Genomic DNA, 14,408 nt, shown 5'->3' with positions numbered 1-14,408 from the left:
GCAATTGCGAGGATCTGACATGGAATACCGCACTCTCGGCCGTTCCGGGCTGAAGGTTTCGACGCTGACCATGGGCACCATGACCTTTGGCGGCGCCGGCGCATTTTCGGCGGTCGGCAAGACCGATCTCGACGAGGCGCGCCGGATGATCGACCTCTGCATAGATTCCGGCATCAATCTCATCGACACCGCCAATGTCTATTCGAACGGGCTTTCGGAAGAGATCATCGGCGAAGCGCTCGGCGGCAAACGCAAGGGCGATGTGCTGATCGCCTCCAAGGCGCGCATGCGGATCGGCACGGGCCCCAACGACGAAGGGCTGTCGCGCTACCATCTGATCCGCGAGTGCGAGAAGAGCCTGAAGCGCCTCAGGACCGACGTCATCGACATCTATTTCCTGCACGAATGGGACGGCACGACGCCGCTCGAGGAGACCATCGCCGCGCTCGACACGCTCGTCAGCCAAGGTAAGGTCCGCTATGTCGGCTGTTCCAACTATTCCGGCTGGCAAGTGATGAAGGCGCTGGGGATCAGCGACCGCCAGCACCAGCCGCGCTTCGTCACCCAGCAGATCCACTACACGCTGGAAGCACGCGAAGCCGAATATGAACTGCTGCCGATCTCGGTCGACCAGGGGCTTGGCGTGTTGGTGTGGAGCCCGCTCGCCGGCGGACTGCTGTCCGGCAAATACCACCGCGACCAGGCCACCTCCCGCCAGCTCAGCGGCTGGACGGAGCCGCCGATTCGTGATGGAGACCGGCTGTGGCGGATCGTCGATGTGCTTGCCTATATCGGCAAGAACCATGGCGTCTCGGCAGCGCAGGTGGCGCTTGCCTGGCTGCTCGGCCGGCCGGCCGTCAGCTCGCTGGTGATCGGCGGACGGACCGAAGCGCAGTTCAAGGACAATATCGCCGCTGCAAGCCTGGTGCTGACCAGCGATGAGCGCGCACGCCTGGACGCTGTGAGCCGCCCGCCCGTTCTGTATCCCTACTGGCACCAGCAATTCACGGCAAAGGACCGGTTTGGTCCGGCCGATCTGGTTCTTGACCGGGAAGATATCTGACAACGGTCCTGATCAGGTCGAAGGTCGCCGCGGCTTAGCCTGAGATAAAACGCCAGACCTCGGGATCAGGCTCGATCTGGCCGCTGAGCACGAAGTACTTGTAGAGCACGAGCAAGCAGATCGCCTGCTCGGCCCGTTCGTCGGCGAACTCGCGGCAATAGGCGTTGGCGGCGGCAACGATGCGCTCGGCCTCAGTCGGATGACGTTCGAGATATTGCACCCGCTCGGCAAGATCCGTGAAATCAGGTTCGAGCGGCACATAGTGAACATCGGCCACGAGTTCGCTTTCGGCGAACCATGTCTCATACGTCGGCGGCGGCATCAGGCACAGCGAATTCGAACTCATGATCCATTTTAGGTTGGTCGCCACATCGTTGCCTTCGAGCGAAATGATATAGCGACAGCGCCGCTGCTGATCGATGCTCAGATAAGATTTGCGATATTCCGGCGCTGCCGTCGGTTTGGGCGTGCCGACATCGCAAAAGGGCAGATCGCGCGCGGCCTCCAGAAGCAAGGTCCTTATCGGGTTGTTGAGCTCGCCGCGCCACACCGCAACCGGAAGCTTGTCCGCGAAGGCTACATCGTCGGCGGGCATGTGGAAGTGGCGGAACTTGTTGAGCTTGAACAGGACCCCGTTCCTGTTGTCGCCGGCGATCGGCCGATCCTTGACGATCGACGGCATCGCAGGCACTTCAATGACGTCGCCGAATTCGAAGTCGATGCGCAAATCGGGATCGAAGTAGCGGGCAAATTCCTTCAGATCGTAGTAATACATGCTCCGGCCTCTCGGCAGCCGGCTGACCGGCACGGCGCCGGCGCTCGGCGCGAAAGGGTCCTGCAACCTATTGTAATAATTGAGACGCGCGCGGACCGATCCATCCGAAAGCCCAGCCTGATCGAGCAGCCCGGCGAGCCTGCGGCGGAACATCGCCTGCGGTGCAATATCGCGTACGGCATTGCGCGCATAGTAGAATAGCTTCTGTGCGTTTCTTTGAAGGGTGGCCATCGGTCACTTGATAAAAAGTCGGCTTGTGATTTGCCCCCCGGCCCCTCCTACACCATTGTGCCAGCCATCTTGCAAGCCACAGAACCGTGTTCAGCTAGCCTGCCGGCTGTGTATGGAGCCGATCGCTCTTTGCGGTGTTGTGTTTGGAGCCCAATGCTCCTAGGCAGGGCTAAGAACCTTGGGATTGTGAAAGGAAGAGATATGGCGCGAGCACCGAATTACGGCCAGGAGCGCAAGGAACGCGACCGGCAGAAGGCCGCCAAGAAGGCGGAAAAGCAGGCGGCCAAGGTGGCAGCCAAGGAACGTTCGAAACCCGAAGACGAGACCACGTCCGAGACCGAAACGGAAACGGCAGAGTAAAACGCATCCGGCCCGCGAGGCGGATCGGATTTGGCCTAGGAATCCCGCTGCGTCTTCAGGCCGGCGCCTTGTCGCTGACGAACACGTTCACCTCGCGCGCGGCGGCGATGAAGGCGCGCCTTGCGGTCATCGCCGGTTTGTCGCCGGCCAGCGCATCATGGCAGGCCTGCAGCGCTTCGCGATGCTTTGGACTGCGCTTGCCGGGCCAGCTGTTGAGGAGGTAGTCGGAAGCCTCGCGGACGGTACGCAAGAGCTGAGTGGTTCCCTCCGCGCCCGACTTGACGGTCACGGGTGTTTCAAATCGGTTGTTTTCCATCGCCGCTCTTACGCCATCGGCGCTCGCGAAGCGAGGGCGAAAGTGGTTGCCTCCGCAATCACGCCGCGACGACGGCAAATCCCCTGGCGCGCAGGCCGCGCCGGTCATTGTGCAATGACATCACCAGCCGGTCGCGGCTGCCGACGATATGGGCCGAAAGCCGCCGTGCCGCCTCATCGGCATCGCCGGTCCGCACCGCTGCCAGAATGGCACGGTGCTCGGCCCAGGCACGGCCGAGTGCCGCCTCGTCGCGCACCTCCAGCCAACGGGCGCGTGACAGGCGCGTCATGGCATCGCGAACCGCCCTGAGCAGGAACTCGTTGCCGGACAGGCGTGCCAGCTCGATGTGAAAATCCATGCCGACGCGATGCCATTCCTCGCGCGGGGTGCCGGCGTCACAGGAGTCCAGCATCGCCTCGATGACGTCGACGGCGCTCCTCTCCTCCAAGGCACAAGTCAGCTTGACCGCCGCCACCTCGACCGCCTCGCGGTAAACGGCGATCTGCTCGAGCTCGGTGAGGTTGATCGGCGATACCGTCCAGCCGCGCCCGTCGCGGCAGACCAGACCTTCCGTCTCGAGCCGCAGCAATGCTGCCCTGACCGGCGTACGCGAGGCCCCGAAGCGGCTTTCGATCCAGCGCTCCGTCAGCCGCTCGCCCGGGCCGATCTCGAGGCCGAGGATCATTCCGCGAAGGTGTTTTTCGACATTCTGCATCTGCGACATGGTGTTCCGTTCTGGCTATTTGTTCTGGCTATCTGGTCGCTGCTCAGCGTTGAGAGCGCCGCATTGACAGCCGTCGAGCTTGCGTCCATGACGGATACCAACTTGGTATCCCAAAATGGTATCTGCAGCAAGCCGCCGACAGACTTGCCGGACAGGACAGGACATGCCGCAAGACGCCACCCCTGCCACGCAAGGCGCCCACAACATCCACTGGCGCCGCAATCTCGCCGTGTGCTTTGCCGGCTCGTTCAGCACGCTTGTCGCGATGACGCTGCTGTTGCCCTTCCTGCCGCTTTACGTCGAGCAGTTGGGTGCCGAGGGGCACGCGGCGATTGTGCAGTGGTCCGGCATCGCCTATGGCGCGACGTTCTTCGCCGCCGCGCTGGTGGCGCCGCTGTGGGGACGGCTGGGGGACCGCTACGGCCGCAAGCTGATGCTGGTGCGTGCCAGTTTCGGCATGGCCGTCTGCATGTCGCTGACCGGCATGGTGGAGACTGTCTGGCAATTGGTGCTGCTGCGCCTGCTGATCGGTTTCGCCGGCGGCTATTCCTCGGGCTCGACCATTCTCGTCGCCATGCAGACGCCGAAGGACCGGTCAGGCTGGGCGCTTGGCGTGCTGTCGGCCGGCATCACCGCAGGCGCCCTCGTCGGCCCCCTGCTCGGCGGCGCGCTGCCGCCTTTGATCGGCATCCGCGCAACCTTCCTGCTCGCCGGCGGCATCATTTTTCTGGCGTTCCTGGCAACGACTTTTTTCATCGAGGAGAACCCTCGCCCGGTAGCCGACAAATCAGCATCGACTGAGAAGCCGAAACGCGGCTGGTCGCAAATCTCGGACAAGCGCCCGGTCGTCGCCATGCTGGCGACCGGCACGCTGTTGAGCTTCGCCACAATGTCGATCGAGCCGATCATCACGGTCTACGTCCAACAGCTCATAGAGGATCAAAGCCGCGTCACGCTGATCTCCGGCGTCGTCATGTCGGCGGCAGCACTTGGCGCCATTCTGTCGGCCTCGCGTCTCGGAAAACTCGCCGACCGCGTCGGCCATTGGAACGTCATCATTGGGGCGCTTGCCGTCTCGGCGCTGCTGCTCATCCCGCAAGCCTTCGTCACGCAGGGCTGGCAGCTCGTCGGCCTGCGTTTCCTGATGGGGCTGGCGCTTGGCGGTCTTTTGCCCTGCATCACCAGCGTCATCCGCCACAATGTTCCGGACGGCGTCGGCGGCAATGTGCTCGGCCTATCGATCTCGGCGCAATATGTCGGACAGGTCGCCGGACCACTGCTCGGCGGCTTCGTCGGCGGTCATTTCGGCATGGGCGCGGTGTTTCTCGGCACATCCGTGCTGATGGCAGGCGGAGCTGCGTATAACTGGCTGGTCCAGTCGCGACGCGCGCGCGACATGCTGGTGCAGGCGGGCAAGTCGTGACACCGTTCGCGAGCTATCATTACTTGACGGAGACCAGAGACATGAGCACGGCCGAGCAGCCAGCAAGCGGCAGTGGCCGCATTCTCATTTTCACCGGCGGCCTGTGCGGCGCGGCCGGCGTGGCACTCTCCGCCACGGCCGCGCACCTGGGCGGCGCTTTCGTCGGCACGGCCGCGTCCTTCCTGCTCATGCATGCGCCGGTCTTTCTTGCCGTCGGCCACGTCGGCGCAAACCGGATCCTGCGAACCGCAAGCCTTGTCCTTCTTGTCGGGCTTGTATTGTTCTGCAGTGATCTCCTCGCCCGTGAATTTCTCGGCTCGCGGCTTTTCCCGATGTCGGCGCCGATCGGCGGCACCCTGCTCATCGCCGGCTGGCTGGCGGTTGCAGCCTCGGCGCTCATGCGCCCGCGCTCCTGAGATGGCGCTTTCGGGCAAACGGCTGGGGCCCGTTTCCGCCAAACGACGATCAGTCAGTCGATGACTGCCGGCGTTCGGGCCGGACCGGCAGGTCGCGATTGCGTGCAGCCGGCTTGGTCAGGCGGCACCGCTCCGGCCTATCGATGGCCGGCGAGATGCCCCAATAGTTGCGATAGATGTCTTCGAACAGATGATTGATCGGATGCATGGCTAGGCTCCTTTTTCAACTTGAATCGATCCAATCGACACGCCCGAAAATGCCGAGCCGATCAGCTCCGCTTGCGCTCCACGAGAAAACGCAGGTCGCGGATCCACGGGCCGGCCCTGCCGCAACGTGTCCGGGTCACCGCGTTCGAGGTTATGCTCCAGTCGTTGCGATAGATGTCTTCGAAAAGATAGTTGACGGGGTGCATGGCTGTCTCCTTCCTGAATCGATCCAACGGACAGATGGCATTTGGACTTGGATCGATTCAAAGATAAACCCAACCGCACCGATGTCAAGCAAAAATTTGAATCGATCCAACGAAAGTGCTAGAGAGGAGTCTGGAGGCAAAAATGGCGTCGTCCACCGAAAGCAATACAAGACCCATCCGGCTGGCCGACATCGCCAAGGCCGCCGGGGTTTCGCACGGCACCGCCTCCAACGTGTTCAGCCGCCCTGAGATCGTGCGCGAGGAGGTCCGCGAACGGGTCAAAGCGGCCGCGGAGGCGCTGGGTTATGCCGGGCCCGACCCCAAGGGCCGGCTGCTGCGCGCCGGCAAGGTCAACGCGATCGGCGTCGCCACGACCGAGCCCCTCGCCTATTTCTTCGACGACCCCTTTGCCCGCGCGATGATGGCCGGGATTTCCGAGGCATGTGACGCCACCGGCGCCGGCATCGCGCTGGTATCGGCCGGCAACCAGGAGAAGCTTGCCTGGAACATCCAGAGCGCCCTGGTCGACGGCTTCATTCTTTTCTGCATCGAGGGAGGTCCGCGCCTCGTCGAGCTAACACGCGAACGCAAGCTCCCCTTCGTGGCGCTCGAACTCGGTTCCGAGGACGACACCGTGTCGGCGATCGGCGTCGACAATGTCGTCGGCGCCCGCATGGCGGCACGCCATCTGGCGGAGCTTGGTCATCGCCGCTTCGCCGTGCTGTCGCTTGCCCTCGCCGACGGTCGCACCGGTCTGGTCACACCAGAGCAGGTCCGCTCGGCGGTCTACACGGGAACACGCGACCGCTATGCAGGCTATTTCGAGGAGCTCTCCCGCTTCGGCGTGGATACAGCCAGCGTACCGGTCTTCGAGACCGAGAACGACGAGGCCAGCACCAGAGCGGGCCTCGAAACGGTATTCGCCTCGGCCGAGCCGCCCACCGCCATCCTGGCGATGTCGGACAGGATCGCCATGATCGCCATCGAGTGGCTGAAGGCACGTGGCTTCTCGGTTCCCGGCGACGTTTCCATCGTCGGCTTCGATGGCGTGCCGGACGCGGCGCTTTGCGATCCTGCACTCACCACGATCGCCCAGCCGATCGCCGAGATCGGCCGCCGGGCGGCACGAACGATCCTTGATTTCGACGGCACGGTGCGGCGTGAGACGCTCGGCGTCGAGCTTGTCGTCAGGGCATCTTCCGGACCGCCGCCCAAAACAGCTTGAACCCGGACGCTTACGGATTGCTAGTCGCCATGGCCCCCACACCGAAGGGCGTATGGACAGGCGGCGTCTCGCTACGGACCGGCTTGCTCTTACCGGACTTTCCAATACCCGACAGCCATTCAAGATAATAAGCGAGCGCGAACTGCATGGCGATGCCGGCGGCGATAAGCAAACTGTCATAGGCAAACCCGCCCGGGTTGATCAGCTTCATCACCTGCGCCACCATAGCGATCACCGTGCCGGCGATGAAAACCGGCAGCGAACGTTTGCCCAATATGGCGAGCGGATGGTCGCGACTGGTGCGGAACAGGTTCGAGACAGAAGGAAAGGCCACAATCAGGTAGCTCACCGCCAGGATGTGGACCAGCCTCGGCAGCGACAGGAATGTCTTGTCGAAGCCGGTCAGCACCACGGGCAGGTTCAGCCACGACACGTGCCCCCATAGCGGGCTGTGCACCCAAATCAATGCCGCCGCGACATAGACCGCCGCCGTGCCGACCAGCCAACGGTTGACCGGAATGGTGCCGCCGCGCTTGATATGCAGCATACTCGCCAGGCCGATGTTGAAGAGGAACTGCCACGACAGCGGATTGAGGAACCAGAAGCCGGGCTCAGGATAATTCGGCGGCGCGATCTGATAGATTCCGGCAACCAGCCACAGAGCTCCCGATATCGCGAGCGTCGCCACGGGCCTGTAGCTGATGAACAGCAGGAAGGCTGGCGCCATCAGCAGCAGCACCGCATAGACCGGCAGGATGTTGTTGTAACCGAGCTGATGGCCAAGCGTGACGATGCCGATCAGCACTTGCTGCGGGTTCCTGATCAATGGCTCGATGTTGATCAGCGTCAGCATGTCCGGCCGCTTCTCGAACACCGCCGCCGCGCAGAAAATGGCCACCACCACCATCGTCGTGACGATGTGGGCGACATAGAGAACACCGGCGCGGCGCCACAATTTCAGTGTCGCCAAGAGCCGGTTTCCGGGCTGGAATTTTGAGCCGTAGGCGAGCGCGACTGAGATGCCGGAGATCAGCACGAAGGCCTCGGCGGCATCCGAAAAGCCGAAATTCTTGTAGGTCAGGGTTTCGAAGACCGTGCCCGGGACATGGTCGACAAATATGATCAGCAGAGCGAGAGCGCGGAGCACATCGATACGCGTATCGCGTTCAGGGATACGCATATCGCGATCCGGGATACGCGTGCCGTGATCCTGTGAAATTGGCATGGTCATCGATAAAAGGCCTCAAAGCTGGTTGTTCATGCCGGCGATCGATGCGACCGCCCGACGCACCGCTTCGATTCCTCCTGCAGGAGCATATCGGCGAAGAACCGGACTGAAATGCGCCCGGTTCAATCAACTTTGAAGGAGCCCGAAAATATTCCGTTTTGAAGCCGGCAAATGAACAAAAACGACGCGAAATCAAAAGGATGCAGCTATGGCCGAAAAACCTCCGGAAGACGGCTTTTTGCGGCGCGACCTGCCGTTTTTCTACCGCCTCCACAGACCAGCAGAACCAACCGGCGAATGCCTTTTTCTGCTGCATGGATCGGGTGTCGACGAGACGACGCTGGTGGCGCTGGGGCAGCAAATCGCACCGCACGCGGTGTTGGTGGCGGTGCGTGGCCGTATCGCCCAGGAGGACGGTTTCCGCTGGTTCAGACGCATCTCGCCCATACGCTTCGAACAGGGTAGCATCCGCAAGGAAGCGGCCGCTTTCGCTGACTTCATCACGGAAGCCGCGAAACGCCACGGCCTCGACCTCTCCCGGGCAATTTTTCTCGGCTATTCCAACGGCGCGAACCTGGTTTCAAGCGTGATGCTGCTGCATCCGCAATTCATCGCGCGAGCAGCGTTGCTGCGGCCCATGCCCGTGCTGGACGAGGTGCCGCCGGCGGACCTCCGCAAGACACGGGTGGCCGTCATATCCGGCGCCGCCGACCTGACCTATGGGCCCTTCGCACTCGCGCTGGTCGGACTGCTCGGCCGGCATGGCGCCGAGGTCGACGCCCACACCGTCGCCTCCGGTCACGAAATCGGCGATCGGGATGCTGAAATCGTCAGGCAATGGCTGGCAGGCCCGGCAACGGTCATCGCGCAGGCAAATCGATGAGCCGAGATTTTACCCTCGCCCCATCCGGTTCCAGGCGTCCAGCCCGGCGATCTTGTAGGCTTCGGCCAGCGTCGGATAGTTGAAGGTGTTGTTGACGAAGAAATCGACGGTGCCACCGAGATTGATCACCGCCCGGCCGATATGGATCAGTTCGGTCGCGCCCTCGCCGACGATATGCGCGCCGAGCAGCCGGCGCGTTTCGATCGAAAACAGAAGCTTCAGGAAGCCGGTGTTGACGCCCATGATATGGCCGCGCGAGGTCTCGCGGAAGCGCGCCACGCCGACCTCATACGCGCCGCCGCCCTCGCGCACCTGCTCCTCGGACTGGCCGACGGTCGAGATTTCCGGCACGGCGTAGATGCCGTAGGGAAAGGTTTCCGGCGGCGGCGGCAAGGGCACGCCGAAGGCATGGCAGGCGGCCACCCTGCCCTGTTCCATCGAGGTGGAGGCGAGGCTCGGAAAGCCGATGACGTCACCGGCGGCGTAGATGTTCGGCGCACTGGTCCGGAAGGTCTGCGGATCGACCTTGATGCGGCCCCGGGAATCAGCCTCGATGCCGACCACGTCCAGACCGAGCGCGCCGACATTGCCGGTGCGCCCCGCGGCATAAAGCACCATCTCCGAGCGTATGGTGCGGCCGTCGGCAAGCGTCACCTCGGCATAGTCCGGTTTCGAGGCGATCTCCTTGATCGCACTGCCCAGCCGGATCGTCATGCCGCGGTCGCGCATCTGATGGATGAAATCGTCGACGATCTCGCGGTCGACGAAATCGAGGATGGTGTTGCGCGGCTCGACCAGCGTCACCGGCACGTCGAGCGCCGAAAAGATCGTCGCGTACTCCACGCCGATGACGCCGGCGCCAATCACCGTCAGTGTCCGCGGCAGGCGCTCGAGCTCCAGCATCTCGTCGCTGTCGAAGACACGTGTCTTGTCGAAGGGCACGTCGCGCGGCCGGTGCGGGCGGGTGCCGACCGCGATCAGCGCATGCGCAAAACCGACTTCGCTATAGTCGCCCGTGGCCGTCGTCAGGCTCGCTCTGTTGGGACCGAGAAACTTGACAGCGGCGCGTGCGCTCTTGACCGTGTTGCGCATGAACTGGTGCTGCAGCACCTCGACCTCGTGATCGAGCGTCTTGTGCAGGCGTTCGATCAGATCGCCGACCAAAATGTCCTGCTTGACCCGGTAGCCGCGCCCGTAGAAGCCGCGCTCGCGCCAGCCGGAGAGGTTGAGCACAGTTTCCCGCAGCGTCTTCGACGGGATGGTGCCGGTGTGCACGGAGACACCGCCAAGCCGCCGGCCCCTGTCGACCACCAGCACGGCTTTGCCGAGCTTGGCCGACTGCACTGCGGCGCGGCGCCCGGAAGGGCCGCTGCCGATGACCAGCATGTCGTAGTCCATGTCGCCCTCGCCTGCGCTTTGTTGCGCTGCAGCAAGCTAACGCCATCGGCGCTGCAAATTCAACCGATTCGGGCTGTGCCCGGCGCTGCTTCCCACCGCATGTCGCGGAAAGGCTTGATCTTGATTCCGCAGCAAGACTTCACCATTTCAACACCAGGCGGCCCGCACCCTATCCCGGGCCTGATTACGAGGAAATGACATGAACGCGCGCGTTCTCGACGGCGAAATCATCACCACCAGGCTCGATGATATCAGGGCCTATGATGGCGTGCGCACGCGGCGTGTCCTCGCCTTCATCATCGACTATTGCATCGTCGCGCTGCTCACCATCCCGTTCGCGATCCTGGTGTTCTTGCTCGGGATTCTGACGCTCGGCCTCGGCTGGATGCTGTTTTCCGTCCTCGTGCCGGCCGTCGCCATCCTCTACATCTGGAACACGCTCGGCAGCGCCGACCAGGCCACGACAGGCATGAAGATGATGGGGATCCGGCTCGACCGTCTGGACGGCACCCGCATCGACGGGCTGACGGCGGTGGTGCATTCGGCGCTGTTCTGGGCCGGCAACGTCATCCTGACGCCGCTGGTCCTTCTGGTGTCGCTGTTTGCCGACCGCAAGCGCACGCTGCACGACCTGCTGCTGGGCACGGTGGTCAGCCGCAGTGACCGCTGAGACAGCTTTTTTACGAGTCCCGCGAGCATTTGTGTGCAAAGTGACGGCTTCCGATCACCCACGCCTTCACAATCCTGTTGAATTTTTCGCCGTGCGCGCCAAAGGTATGATTCGCAGGAGTGTTTCCAAGGTTCGATGACGCACCATCCTACCCAGTCGCCGCAGTTTTTCCTGACCGCGCCGTCGCCGTGCCCGTATCTTGAGGGCCAGTTCGAGCGCAAGGTGTTCACGCATCTGGTCGGCGACAAGGCATCGGAGATGAACGACCTATTGACGCAAGGCGGCTTTCGGCGATCGCAGAACATCGCCTACCGGCCGGCCTGCGAGACCTGCCGCGCCTGCGTTTCGGTGCGCATCCTGGCCCAGGAATTCACTGCCAGCCGCAACATGAAGCGGGTGATACAGCACAATTCAGACCTCATCGGCGCCATGCACGACGCGCAACCATCCACCGAGCAGTATTCGCTGTTCCGCAGCTATCTCGATGCCCGCCATCGCCGCGGCGGCATGTCCGACATGACGGTGCTCGACTACGCCATGATGGTCGAGGACACCCATGTTGATACCAAGGTCATCGAATACCGGCGCCGCGGCCCCGACAGCTTCATCACCGGCAAGGGCCAGGGCGAGCTGATCGCGGTGGCGCTCACCGACAAGATGGCCGACGGCCTGTCGATGGTCTATTCCTATTTCAATCCGGACTTCGAGGACCGCTCGCTCGGCACCTTCATGATCCTCGACCACATCGCCCGCGCCAGGGCGATGGGCTTGCCCCATGTCTATCTCGGCTACTGGGTCAACGGCTCGCGCAAGATGAACTATAAGATGCGCTTCATGCCGCAGGAGCATCTCGGCCCGAAAGGCTGGGAACGCTACGACCACGAAGCGGTTTCGCGCTGATCCGCCCTTTCGCCAACCATCCTTAAAACTGTTTCAAGGAGGATGTCGCTGGTTTTCGGCCGCTTGGCTGGAACGACAGACGCTGGGCCAATTTTGTGCCTGCCTCCACATCATTGCGAGAATTGCCATGTCGTCCCACAACGATCACCAGAAGGGCCTTCTCATCACCGCCATCGGCGGGCTGACGCTGACCATCGACATTCCACTGATCCGGCTCGCCGACGGCGGCGCGTGGACGATCCTCCTGCTGCGCACCGGCACCACCTTGGTCGCGGCGCTGATCATCTGGGCCGTCTGGCGCTCGCTGAGCAGAAACGCGCCGCAGCTCATCCCCGGCTGGCCGGGGCTCGTTGTCGCGATATGCTATGGGCTGACCTCGGTCACCTTCGTCACCAGCATCTATTATACCACGACCGCCAATCTGGTCTTCATCCTGGCCTTCAACACCGTGTTCGCGGCGCTGCTCTCCTGGCTGTTCCTGAAGGAGCGGCCACGACTGGTCACGGTGGCCGCGATGCTGGTCATGATTGTCGGCGTCGCGATCATCGTCGGCGATTCGATCGGCACCGGGCACCTGTTCGGCGATCTCATGGCGCTGTGCTCGGCTTTCTTCATCGCGCTGGCCATCACCATCTCGCGCGCCAGCGGCAAGGACATGGGATTCACAGCGCTGGTCGGCGTAATCCTGCCCCTGGCCGTCACAGTGTTCATGGTCTCAGGCGAAGGCCTTCAGGTGAACGCGCCGTGGTGGATCGTCTTCAACGGCGCCGTCGTCATGCCGATCTCATTCTTCTGCCTTGCCAACGGACCGAAATATATTTCGGGACCGGAGGTGGCGATGTTCTATCTGCTCGAAACCGTGCTGGCGCCGGTCTGGATGTGGATGATCTTTGCCGAGACGCCGTCGCGCAACAGCCTGATCGGCGGCGCGATCCTGATCGTCACGCTGGTCGCCCATTCGCTGTGGCAGCTGCATGAGGGGCGCAAGCGCCGCGCAAGCCTTGCGGTCAGTCACCCGGCCTGAGACTTCTTCTCGGCAACGATTTCGATTTGCGGCGGCGACCCTTCCAGCTCCGCCGGTGCTACGGGGGCGAGCTCGTCGGCCAATTCCACCTCGCGCAGCCATTCGCGCCAGATCGCGACCAGCAATGCCATCAGCACCGGGCCGATGAACAGGCCGAGAAAGCCCATCGTCTTGACGCCGCCGATCAGGCCGAAAAAGGTCGGCAGGAACGGCAGCTTTATCGGGCCGCCGACCAGTTTCGGGCGCAATGTCTTGTCGACGATGAACAGTTCGACGCTCCCCCAGATGAACAGCGCCAACCCGGCCATCGGCGAGCCGCTGGCGGCGAGATAGATCGAAACAAGCGTGAAGGACAGCGGTGCGCCGCCGGGGATCAGCGCCATGATGCCGGTCAGGGCGCCGAGCGTCACCGGCGACGGCACGCCGGCCAGCCAGTAGGCCACGCCCAGCACCACCCCCTCGCCGATGGCGATAATGGTCATGCCGGTTACCGTCGAGGAAATCGTCGCCGGCACGACGCGTGAAATCCGCTCCCACCTGGTCGGCAGGATGCGTTCGCCGAGACGGTCGACCTGCCCGGCAAAATGCTCGCCGTCGCGATAGGCAAAGAACAGCGCGATCATCATGAACAGCAGCGCCAGCAGAAGGCCGAAGGCGCTGCCGCCGGCGGCCAGCACGCCGCGGTAGATGCTGCCGATGTTGGCGCCGCTGATCAGCTGGATCAGTTCGCCGATGCCGCCGGGATGGCCGAGATTGCGCGTCCACTGCTCGTTCAGCCAGTCGCCCACCACAGGCAGCGTGGCGATCCAGTGCGGCGTCACCGCGCCTTCGCGGTTGGTCTCGATCGCCCAACCGACCCATTCGCGGACTTCGTTGCTGGCGTAGGCGCCGGCGAGCGCGATCGGCACCACCAGGAAAGTGAGGATGAACAGGATCGCCAATGTCGCGGCGATCGTGCGGTTGCCGCCGACAGCAGCAAGCAGGCGCCGATAGAGCGGCCAGCTGGCAAAGGCGATGACGAGAGCAGCCAGCACCGGGACCAGGAAACCATGAAAGAAATAGACCCCGGCGGCAACGATCAGCACCAGGAGCCACCGCGCCGCCGACAGCGGCGGAATGACGGCGGATCTGACCGGCGTCGACAGGCCGAACAAGCGCTGCTGCCCTTCCGGTTTCTTAATCCTGGCTTCTTTCAAATGCCCATTTCTCCCAAAGGCCTGTGTCCCCGCCTTATGTAGCGATGCTTATGTACCATGATAGTGCAGCAATCGTGACGACATTCCAAATGTTTGCATGGAGGCGCTAATCTCCCCGCTTGAGGCCCGCTTGAGGGGAGACGTCGCCGAAGGGCGACAGACG

The 14,408-nt window shown here is 63.0% G+C and carries 17 protein-coding genes; 9 read left to right on the top strand and 8 right to left on the bottom strand.

What is annotated here, in order from left to right:
* Positions 1 to 19 precede the first annotated feature (19 nt).
* Complete coding sequence (locus ACWUKX_RS07760) at positions 20 to 1,063, top strand: aldo/keto reductase (protein ID WP_095521736.1); 1,044 nt, start codon at positions 20 to 22, stop codon at positions 1,061 to 1,063.
* 34 nt (positions 1,064 to 1,097) lie between these two features.
* On the opposite strand, the gene ACWUKX_RS07755 is transcribed toward ACWUKX_RS07760, so the two are convergent.
* Positions 1,098 to 2,069, bottom strand: a complete 972-nt coding sequence (locus ACWUKX_RS07755; protein WP_456005493.1) for a glycosyl transferase family 90 — start codon at positions 2,067 to 2,069, stop codon at positions 1,098 to 1,100.
* A gap of 201 nt (positions 2,070 to 2,270) precedes the next feature.
* On the opposite strand from ACWUKX_RS07755, the gene ACWUKX_RS07750 reads away from it, so the two are divergent.
* Positions 2,271 to 2,429, top strand: a complete 159-nt coding sequence (locus ACWUKX_RS07750; protein ID WP_023798419.1) for a hypothetical protein — start codon at positions 2,271 to 2,273, stop codon at positions 2,427 to 2,429.
* A 55-nt stretch (positions 2,430 to 2,484) separates the two neighbouring features.
* On the opposite strand, the gene ACWUKX_RS07745 is transcribed toward ACWUKX_RS07750, so the two are convergent.
* Both ACWUKX_RS07745 and ACWUKX_RS07740 read right to left on the bottom strand, forming a co-directional pair.
* Positions 2,485 to 2,718 carry a DUF982 domain-containing protein gene (locus ACWUKX_RS07745; RefSeq protein WP_245316534.1) on the bottom strand — a complete coding sequence of 78 codons (234 nt, stop codon included), beginning with the start codon at positions 2,716 to 2,718 and terminating at the stop codon, positions 2,485 to 2,487.
* A gap of 85 nt (positions 2,719 to 2,803) precedes the next feature.
* Positions 2,804 to 3,469 carry a GntR family transcriptional regulator gene (locus tag ACWUKX_RS07740; protein ID WP_456005490.1) on the bottom strand — a complete coding sequence of 222 codons (666 nt, stop codon included), beginning with the start codon at positions 3,467 to 3,469 and terminating at the stop codon, positions 2,804 to 2,806.
* 163 nt (positions 3,470 to 3,632) lie between these two features.
* Here ACWUKX_RS07740 and ACWUKX_RS07735 point away from each other — a divergent pair, with 163 nt between their 5' ends.
* Positions 3,633 to 4,892, top strand: a complete 1,260-nt coding sequence (locus ACWUKX_RS07735; protein ID WP_456005488.1) for a multidrug efflux MFS transporter — start codon at positions 3,633 to 3,635, stop codon at positions 4,890 to 4,892.
* Positions 4,893 to 4,933: 41 nt separating this feature from the next.
* Complete coding sequence (locus ACWUKX_RS07730) at positions 4,934 to 5,308, top strand: DUF423 domain-containing protein (protein WP_456005486.1); 375 nt, start codon at positions 4,934 to 4,936, stop codon at positions 5,306 to 5,308.
* Between the two features lie 49 nt (positions 5,309 to 5,357).
* Here the strand turns inward: ACWUKX_RS07730 and ACWUKX_RS07725 are convergent, their stop codons facing one another.
* Together ACWUKX_RS07725 and ACWUKX_RS07720 are read right to left on the bottom strand one after the other, a co-directional pair.
* Complete coding sequence (locus ACWUKX_RS07725) at positions 5,358 to 5,516, bottom strand: hypothetical protein (RefSeq protein WP_456005483.1); 159 nt, start codon at positions 5,514 to 5,516, stop codon at positions 5,358 to 5,360.
* A 61-nt stretch (positions 5,517 to 5,577) separates the two neighbouring features.
* Positions 5,578 to 5,721, bottom strand: a complete 144-nt coding sequence (locus ACWUKX_RS07720; RefSeq protein ID WP_456005480.1) for a hypothetical protein — start codon at positions 5,719 to 5,721, stop codon at positions 5,578 to 5,580.
* 142 nt (positions 5,722 to 5,863) lie between these two features.
* Between ACWUKX_RS07720 and ACWUKX_RS07715 the strand changes: the two genes are divergently transcribed.
* On the top strand, positions 5,864 to 6,946 hold the full coding sequence (locus ACWUKX_RS07715; RefSeq protein WP_456005477.1) for a LacI family DNA-binding transcriptional regulator: 1,083 nt from the start codon (positions 5,864 to 5,866) through the stop codon (positions 6,944 to 6,946).
* Positions 6,947 to 6,956: 10 nt separating this feature from the next.
* Here ACWUKX_RS07715 and ACWUKX_RS07710 read toward each other — a convergent pair whose 3' ends face one another.
* Positions 6,957 to 8,177, bottom strand: coding sequence for an OpgC family protein (locus tag ACWUKX_RS07710; protein WP_456005474.1), 1,221 nt, complete (start codon positions 8,175 to 8,177; stop codon positions 6,957 to 6,959).
* A 205-nt stretch (positions 8,178 to 8,382) separates the two neighbouring features.
* Here ACWUKX_RS07710 and ACWUKX_RS07705 point away from each other — a divergent pair, with 205 nt between their 5' ends.
* Positions 8,383 to 9,057, top strand: a complete 675-nt coding sequence (locus ACWUKX_RS07705) for an alpha/beta hydrolase (protein ID WP_456005472.1) — start codon at positions 8,383 to 8,385, stop codon at positions 9,055 to 9,057.
* Between the two features lie 9 nt (positions 9,058 to 9,066).
* Here ACWUKX_RS07705 and sthA read toward each other — a convergent pair whose 3' ends face one another.
* The gene (gene sthA, locus ACWUKX_RS07700; RefSeq protein ID WP_456005470.1) at positions 9,067 to 10,455 is read right to left on the bottom strand and encodes a Si-specific NAD(P)(+) transhydrogenase; all 1,389 of its coding nucleotides are present in this window, start codon (positions 10,453 to 10,455) and stop codon (positions 9,067 to 9,069) included.
* Between the two features lie 199 nt (positions 10,456 to 10,654).
* Between sthA and ACWUKX_RS07695 the strand changes: the two genes are divergently transcribed.
* The 3 genes from ACWUKX_RS07695 to ACWUKX_RS07685 all read left to right on the top strand — a co-directional run bounded on the left by ACWUKX_RS07695 (position 10,655) and on the right by ACWUKX_RS07685 (position 13,049).
* Complete coding sequence (locus ACWUKX_RS07695) at positions 10,655 to 11,125, top strand: RDD family protein (RefSeq protein WP_456005468.1); 471 nt, start codon at positions 10,655 to 10,657, stop codon at positions 11,123 to 11,125.
* A 135-nt stretch (positions 11,126 to 11,260) separates the two neighbouring features.
* Positions 11,261 to 12,025, top strand: coding sequence for an arginyltransferase (locus ACWUKX_RS07690; RefSeq protein ID WP_127314425.1), 765 nt, complete (start codon positions 11,261 to 11,263; stop codon positions 12,023 to 12,025).
* 127 nt (positions 12,026 to 12,152) lie between these two features.
* Positions 12,153 to 13,049 carry a DMT family transporter gene (locus tag ACWUKX_RS07685; RefSeq protein ID WP_456005465.1) on the top strand — a complete coding sequence of 299 codons (897 nt, stop codon included), beginning with the start codon at positions 12,153 to 12,155 and terminating at the stop codon, positions 13,047 to 13,049.
* Here ACWUKX_RS07685 and ACWUKX_RS07680 read toward each other — a convergent pair.
* Positions 13,037 to 14,245 (bottom strand): AI-2E family transporter, encoded by a 1,209-nt coding sequence (locus ACWUKX_RS07680; protein ID WP_287340050.1) that lies wholly within the window; start codon positions 14,243 to 14,245, stop codon positions 13,037 to 13,039. The genes ACWUKX_RS07685 and ACWUKX_RS07680 overlap by 13 nt on opposite strands.
* Positions 14,246 to 14,408: the final 163 nt, after the last annotated feature.

It is taken from the genome of Mesorhizobium sp. f-mel (assembly GCF_053850215.1).
The sequence above is the reverse complement of the archived record's forward strand: the minus strand, read 5'-3'. Positions and strand labels throughout refer to the sequence as shown.